The organism is Candidatus Accumulibacter vicinus, assembly GCF_000584955.1.
GTDB lineage: Bacteria > Pseudomonadota > Gammaproteobacteria > Burkholderiales > Rhodocyclaceae > Accumulibacter > Accumulibacter vicinus.
This window is the reverse complement of record NZ_JDSS02000031.1, coordinates 5,024-11,247: the sequence shown is the minus strand read 5'-3', so window position 1 is coordinate 11,247 and position 6,224 is coordinate 5,024. Positions and strand designations below refer to the sequence as shown.

General features: G+C 69.3%; 6 protein-coding genes. All 6 read left to right on the top strand.

The genetic code is table 11. The annotated features are described in order from the left end of the window. Nucleotides 1-272 (top strand): EF-hand domain-containing protein (locus tag CAPSK01_RS14300; RefSeq protein WP_273703736.1); only part of this gene is annotated, 272 nt, incomplete at its 5' end. Nucleotides 273-286: 14 nt separating this feature from the next. Beyond that, nucleotides 287-655, top strand: coding sequence for a PepSY domain-containing protein (locus CAPSK01_RS14295; RefSeq protein WP_273703735.1), 369 nt, complete (start codon nt 287-289; stop codon nt 653-655). Further along, entirely contained in the window at nt 655-1,317 is a 663-nt protein-coding gene (locus CAPSK01_RS14290; protein ID WP_034928040.1) for a response regulator transcription factor, read from the top strand. Before CAPSK01_RS14295 ends, CAPSK01_RS14290 begins: the two co-directional genes overlap by 1 nt. Further along, complete coding sequence (locus tag CAPSK01_RS14285) at nt 1,314-2,726, top strand: sensor histidine kinase (protein ID WP_034928037.1); 1,413 nt, start codon at nt 1,314-1,316, stop codon at nt 2,724-2,726. Before CAPSK01_RS14290 ends, CAPSK01_RS14285 begins: the two co-directional genes overlap by 4 nt. Further along, a complete protein-coding gene (locus CAPSK01_RS14280) occupies nt 2,723-5,863 on the top strand; it encodes a BTAD domain-containing putative transcriptional regulator (RefSeq protein WP_034928034.1) in 3,141 nt (1,046 codons plus the stop codon). The genes CAPSK01_RS14285 and CAPSK01_RS14280 overlap by 4 nt, the downstream gene beginning before the upstream one ends. Nucleotides 5,864-6,039: 176 nt before the next feature. Continuing rightward, on the top strand, nt 6,040-6,224 hold a 185-nt coding region (locus tag CAPSK01_RS14275; protein ID WP_034928031.1), incomplete at its 3' end, for a hypothetical protein.

The following is a 6,224-nucleotide window of genomic DNA, read 5'->3' as shown; positions in this document are numbered from 1 at the left end:
CCGCCGGGCCAGGAATGGCCAGGCCGACGTTTGCCGATTTCGATCGCAATGGCGACGGCAAGATCACCCCGCAGGAGTTCGACGCGACGCGCAGCGAACGACAGGCGCAGCGTGCCGGCCGGCCGATGCGCGGGATGGCCGGCGCCCCGTCGTTTGCCGAGATCGACCAGGACGGCGATGGCTCGATCAGCCCCGCCGAGTTTGCCGCCCACCAGCAGGCGGTAGGCAGAGGGCCAGGGCCGGGCATGGGCGGCGGTGCCAGGGCGCAGTGAGCCGGAGGCCCTGAATGACCAGCGGCGTTCGGTTTTGGCTGATTCACCTCGCCGCCGCTTCAGTGCTGGCCTGGCCCGCTGGCGGTCGGGCCGACGGCGGGCGTGACCACGACCACGATCGCGCTCGCCAAGCGCTCGAAGCGGGCGAGGTTCTCCCGCTGCGGGCGATCATCGAGCGCGTCGAACGCAGCTATCCCGGGCAGGTGCTGGAGGTCGAACTTGAGCGCGACGGCGGTCGCTGGATATATGAGATCAAGACCTTGCGCAGCGGCGGCGCGCTGGTGAAGCTGAAAGTCGACGCCCGGGACGGCAGCATTCTCGCCGCCCGCGAGCGCGCGGCCAGCGGCCCGCACGAACCCGGCCGGCGTGCCGGCGGACACTGATGCGCCTGCTCGTCGTCGAAGACGACGCCATTCTGCGCCGCCAGGTGGTCGCCGGACTGCGGGCCGCAGGCTATGTCGTCGACGCGGCAGCCGACGGCGTGGATGCCCACCATTTGGGAGACAGCAGCCCGTACGACGCGGTCGTCCTCGACCTCGGCCTGCCGCAGATCGACGGCCTGACCGTCCTCAGAAAATGGCGTGCCGCCGGTCGCGACATGCCGGTCCTGATTCTGACCGCGCGCGACGGCTGGCACGAGAAGGTCGCCGGCATCGACGCCGGGGCCGATGACTACCTGAGCAAGCCCTTTCACATGGAAGAACTGCTCGCTCGCCTGCGCGCGCTGATCCGCCGCGCCGGCGGCCACGCCAGCGCCGAACTGGCTTGCGGTCCGTTGACGCTGGACACTCGCCACGGCCGCGCGGCGATCGATGGTCGGGCTTTGACGCTGACCAGCCACGAATACCGCGTGTTGGCCTACCTGATGCATCATCGCGACGAAGTGGTGTCGCGCAGCGACCTGGTCGAGCACATCTACGCACAAGACTTCGATCGTGACTCGAATACGGTCGAAGTCTTCATTGCCCGCTTGCGCAAGAAACTGCCGCCGGGGCTGATCGAAACCGTGCGCGGCCTCGGTTACCGGTTGAGCGCACCGCGATGAGGCCTGTCGCGTGGCGCGGATCGCTGCGCATTCGCCTGCTCGTCGGCACCCTGTTCTGGATCGTCGCATCGGTCGTGGTGGCCGGCTGGAGCCTGGGCGGTCTGTTCCGCCAGCACGTGGCGGCGCAGTTTCATGCCGAGCTGAAAACCCATCTCGACCAGTTGACCGCGCATCTGACGATCGATGAGCAAGGGCGGCCGGCACTGTCGGTGCCCTTGAGCGACCCGCGTCTGGAGCGACCGTATTCGGGCCTCTACTGGCAGATCGACGACCTGGCGACCGGCGCTGCGGCGACGCCCGGGCGGCTGCGGTCGCGTTCGCTCTGGGACTACGTTCTGGCGGCGCCGGTCGATGCGCCGGCCGACGGCGAAGTCCACCGCCACCGGCTCGACGGTCCGGCGGGAACACGGCTGGAAGTGATAGAACGCAGCATCCAGGTCGACGAGCGCCCCGAAACCGCAGCGCGCGAGTTCCGCCTCATCGTGGCGGCCGACGAGCACCTGATGATCGATCCGGCCACGCGTTTCGACAGCGCCTTGTGGCTTGCCCTCGGTTTGCTGGCCGGAGGACTGGTGATTGCCGCACTGGTCCAGGTACGCGTCGGGCTGGCACCGCTGCACGAGTTGCGCGCCGCCCTCGGCGATCTGCGTAGTGGCCAGGCGCCGCGCCTGGAAGGCGACTTTCCGGCCGAAATCGCGCCGCTGGTCGACGACTTCAACGGCGTCCTGGCGCAGAACGCCGAGGTCGTCGAGCGCGCGCGCACGCAGGCGGGCAATCTCGCGCACGCCCTGAAGACGCCGCTCGCGATCCTGGGCAACGCCGCCGCCGGTCGCGACGATGAGCTCGCCCGCCTGGTCGCGACGCAGGTCGACGCCGCCCGCAAGCAGGTGCACTACCATCTGGCGCGTGCCCAGGCGGCCGCGGCCGGGCGCCTGGCCGGCGCGCGAACGGCAGTGGGGCCGGTTCTCGAGGGGCTGTTGCGCGCCATGCGGCGGATTCACGCCGGGCGCGATCTGGAACTGGTGTTGCATCCGATTTCCCCGGATCTGGTTTTTCGCGGCGAAGAGCAGGACTTGCAGGAAATGCTCGGCAATCTGCTGGACAACGCCTGCAAATGGGCGGCTGGCCGGGTCGAGATCGCGGCCCGGCTCGATACCGGCGGACTGACGATCGCGATCGACGACGATGGCCAGGGGATTGCCGCTGGCCAGCGCGATGCGGTCCTGCGCCGTGGCGTGCGCGCCGATCAACAGGTGCCGGGCAGTGGGCTGGGCCTGTCGATCGTCGGCGATCTGGCTCAGGTCTACGGCGGTGGGCTCCGGCTCGCCGATTCCCCGCTCGGCGGTCTGCGGGCGCTGCTCAGTCTGCCGGCTGCCAACGGAACGACGAGCGGCTCGCCAGGCAAATGAACGACGCGCTACCCAAGGATAGGAAATTTCCAGGGCACGATCCATCCGAAACGCGCACCGGGCTGTGGATAGGCAGCCCGGCGGCGAGCGGCAAAACCGTCCTCGCCGCCGCCGCGCTGCGCCGGCGCGAGCGGCCAGTGATCTGGTACCAGATCGACCGCGGCGACGCCGACCCGGGCACCTTCTTCCATTTCCTTGGCCTCGCCGCGGCGGCGTTGACCACACGGCGGCGGGCGGCCGACCTGCCGGGCTACGGACGCCAAGTCGGCGATGAACTCGACGATTTCGCCCGCGCCTGGTTTCGCGCCTTGTTTACCCGTCTCCCCGCCGAAACCACGCTGACCTTCGACGACTGGCACTGGATCCCGGCCACCAGCCCCCTGCAACGGGTGCTCGCCAACCTGCTCGACGAACTGCCGGCCGGCCACCGTCTCTGGCTACTCAGTCGGCACGCGGCGCCGGCCGCATTCGACGGCGCACGGCTGCGCGGGCGCCTGCTCACGATCGACTTCCGCGAGCTGGCGCTGACCGTCGCTGAGGTCGGCGAACTGATCGGCGGCCAGCCAGCCGGCAGCGCTGGTGAAGACGGGCGGCGGGCCGAACGCTGGCACCGCTGGTGCGACGGATGGATAGGCGCCCTGACCTTCGCCCTCGCCGCTGGCCGCGACGAACCCGCGAGCCTGCCGACAGCGGTGGCCGCCGATACCTCGGCGACGCTTTTCGGCTTTCTCGCCGCCGAGCTCTACGACCACGCCGACGCGGCCTTGCGCGAGTTCATGCTGGTCACCGCCTGGATGCCCTTCGTCTCCGAAGCCCTGGCCCGCCAGGCGATGCCGGCGGCCGACATCGCTGCGAGCATCGCCAGCCTGGCGCGTCAGACCATGCTGCTCGCCGTCGACCGCGGTCGCGAACCGACCTGGCGCTACCACCGCCTGCTACGTGAGTTTCTCCAGGAGCGCTCCCGAGTGCTCTGGTCGGCTGACGAACTGGCGACCCGCCTGGCCCATCTCGCCGGCTGCCTGGAAGCCGCCGGACTGCCCGAGGCGGCCGCCCATCTGCACATGGCGGCACAAAACTGGCCGGGTTTGAGCACGCTCCTGCTACGCCAGGCACCGGAGCTGTTGCGCGCCGGGCGTTATTCGACGCTGGCGGGCTGGGCCGAGGCGCTGCCGGCCGACGAACGGCGCCCATGGATCGAATACTGGTACGCCACCGCGTTGCTGGCACGCGACGCGCGGCTAGGCTATCGGCAGTTCGAGCGTGCCTACGCCGCATTCTGGGCTGCCGGCGATGCCGAGGGGCTGTACCGGAGTTGGTGCGGCGTGATCGAAGGAATCACTTACGCCTGCGACGACTACGGTGCCCTCGAACAATGGCTGGTGCGCCTGCGCGAACTCCGCGTCAGGTTTCCGCGCTATCCATCCCTGACCGTCCGGGCGCAGGTTTCCGTCTACGGATTCAGCGCCACCTTCTTCCTGCGCCCGCAGGCACCCGAGTTCGCTCCCTGGTTGCGTACCGTGCGACGGCTGTACAAACTGCCGCTGCGCCGTGCCGACCGCGTCGCTATCGGCGGCCTGCTCGCCCTCTACCACGCGGCGATCACCGGCATGGGCGGCCTGGCGGCCCATCTGCACGGCTTGCGCCCGCTGCTCGACGATCCCGCCGTGCCAGCCTTTCACCGCCTGGTCGGTGGTCTTTCCGACGTCATCGAGCACTGGATCGGCGGATCGCCCGACATGGCGCTGGAGCGTCTCGATTACTACACTCGTCTGGCGAGCGAAACCGGTGCGCACGCCATCGACCGTCAGTTCGCTTTCCAGCACGTCTATGTGCACTGCCTACGCGGCGAACTCGACGCGGCCGACCGCTACCTGCAGCGCATCGCGGCCGAGATCGCCAGTCTGGGGCAGATCGACGTCGCGCAGTATTACTTTCTTGCCGGCTGGCGCGCGGCCCTTGCCGGTCGCCTCGACGAAGCCGTTCATCTGCTGGAAGTCGCCGTCGACAACGCGCAAACGCGGCGCTTCGCCTTCTTCGAGGCGATCAGCCGCGGCCTGCTGGCCGAGTTGTTGGCCAGCTCGGGTCGCGTCGATGCCGCCCGACAGCATGGCGAGCGGGCGCTCGAACGGGCCCGCGCGATGGGCAGCGTCACGGCGCTGGTCGCCTGCAGCATGCAACGCGCGGCGGTCGCCGAACTCGGCGGCGACGACCCGTCAGCCCTGCCGCGGCTGCTCGGCGAAGCTTTCGGTTACGCTCGCCGACATGGCCACTGGGCTTACGGCGGGCTCTATCCGGCCACCCTGGCGCGCCTCTGCGGTCGTGCCCTGGAACTTGGCGTCGAAGCGGAGTTCGCGCGCCAGTTGATCCGTCGCCGCAGCCTGCAAGCGCCCCCGGCGGCGGTCTGCAACCCGGCCTGGCCGTGGCCCCTGAAACTGTTCACCTTCGGCGGCCTGCGCATCGTGCGCAACGATCACGAACTGAGCTTCGACGGCAAGGCGCAGCGGCGGCCGTTCGAACTGCTGAAGGGCCTCCTCACGCTCGGCGGCCGGCAGGTTGCCGACAGCCAGCTGATCGACTGGTTGTGGCCAGGCGCTGAGGGCGACGCTGGCCAGCGCGCCCTGATCACCACGCTGCAGCGTTTGCGCGAACTGCTCGGTGTGCGTCAGGCGATCAGCCACAGCGGCGGACGCTTGTCGCTCGACACGCAACTCTGCTGGTTCGATGGCTGGGCGCTCGACACCAGTCTGCGCGACGGGCCGCTTGAGGCGGGCCAGCGTCTTTACCGCGGGCCCTTCCTCGCCGGCGAGCCTGATTCCTGGCTGATCCCGGTGCGTGAGCGCTACCAGCGACGACTCGTCGAAGCGCTGATCGAGGCCGCCGCCGAAACCCGCCGGCAAGCCGATTGGCAGGCCGCCGAACGCCTGCTCGACGGCGCGATCGAGGTGGACGAACTGGCCGAACCGGCCTACCAGCAACTGATCGAGCTCTATCTCGCACGACAGCAGACGACACAAGCGTTGCGCACCTACCAGCGTTGTCGCCGCGCTCTCGCCCTCGGACTCGGCGTCATGCCATCGGCGCACACCGTCGCCTTGTGCGAGTTGCCCGCCAGCACGCGCGCCAGTCTGCCGGACTGATCTGCCTTTTCCCACCGGTGGCACCCCGTGTTACCCATACGTTACCGGTCGACGGCGAGAATCTCGCGCACGGTCGCCAGGCCAGTCTTCGGCTTGGTGCCGCCGTCGTCCAACCATCCATGGCGCCGCCCCATAAGCGCCGCGCTGCCCCAACGTACCGGCAAGGAGAGATCACTATGACCAAGAAACGCCATTCCGCCACCCTGGCCGGCATCACCGCCGCCGCCCTCTTTACAATGACCCCGGCGGCCGCCGCCACCCTCTGGGAGCAAAGCGACTTCGGCCAGGCAAGCGCCGGCGGCACGCACGCGAACATGGCCAGCAACGACTTCGCTGCAACTGTACGGCCGTGCGACGCTTC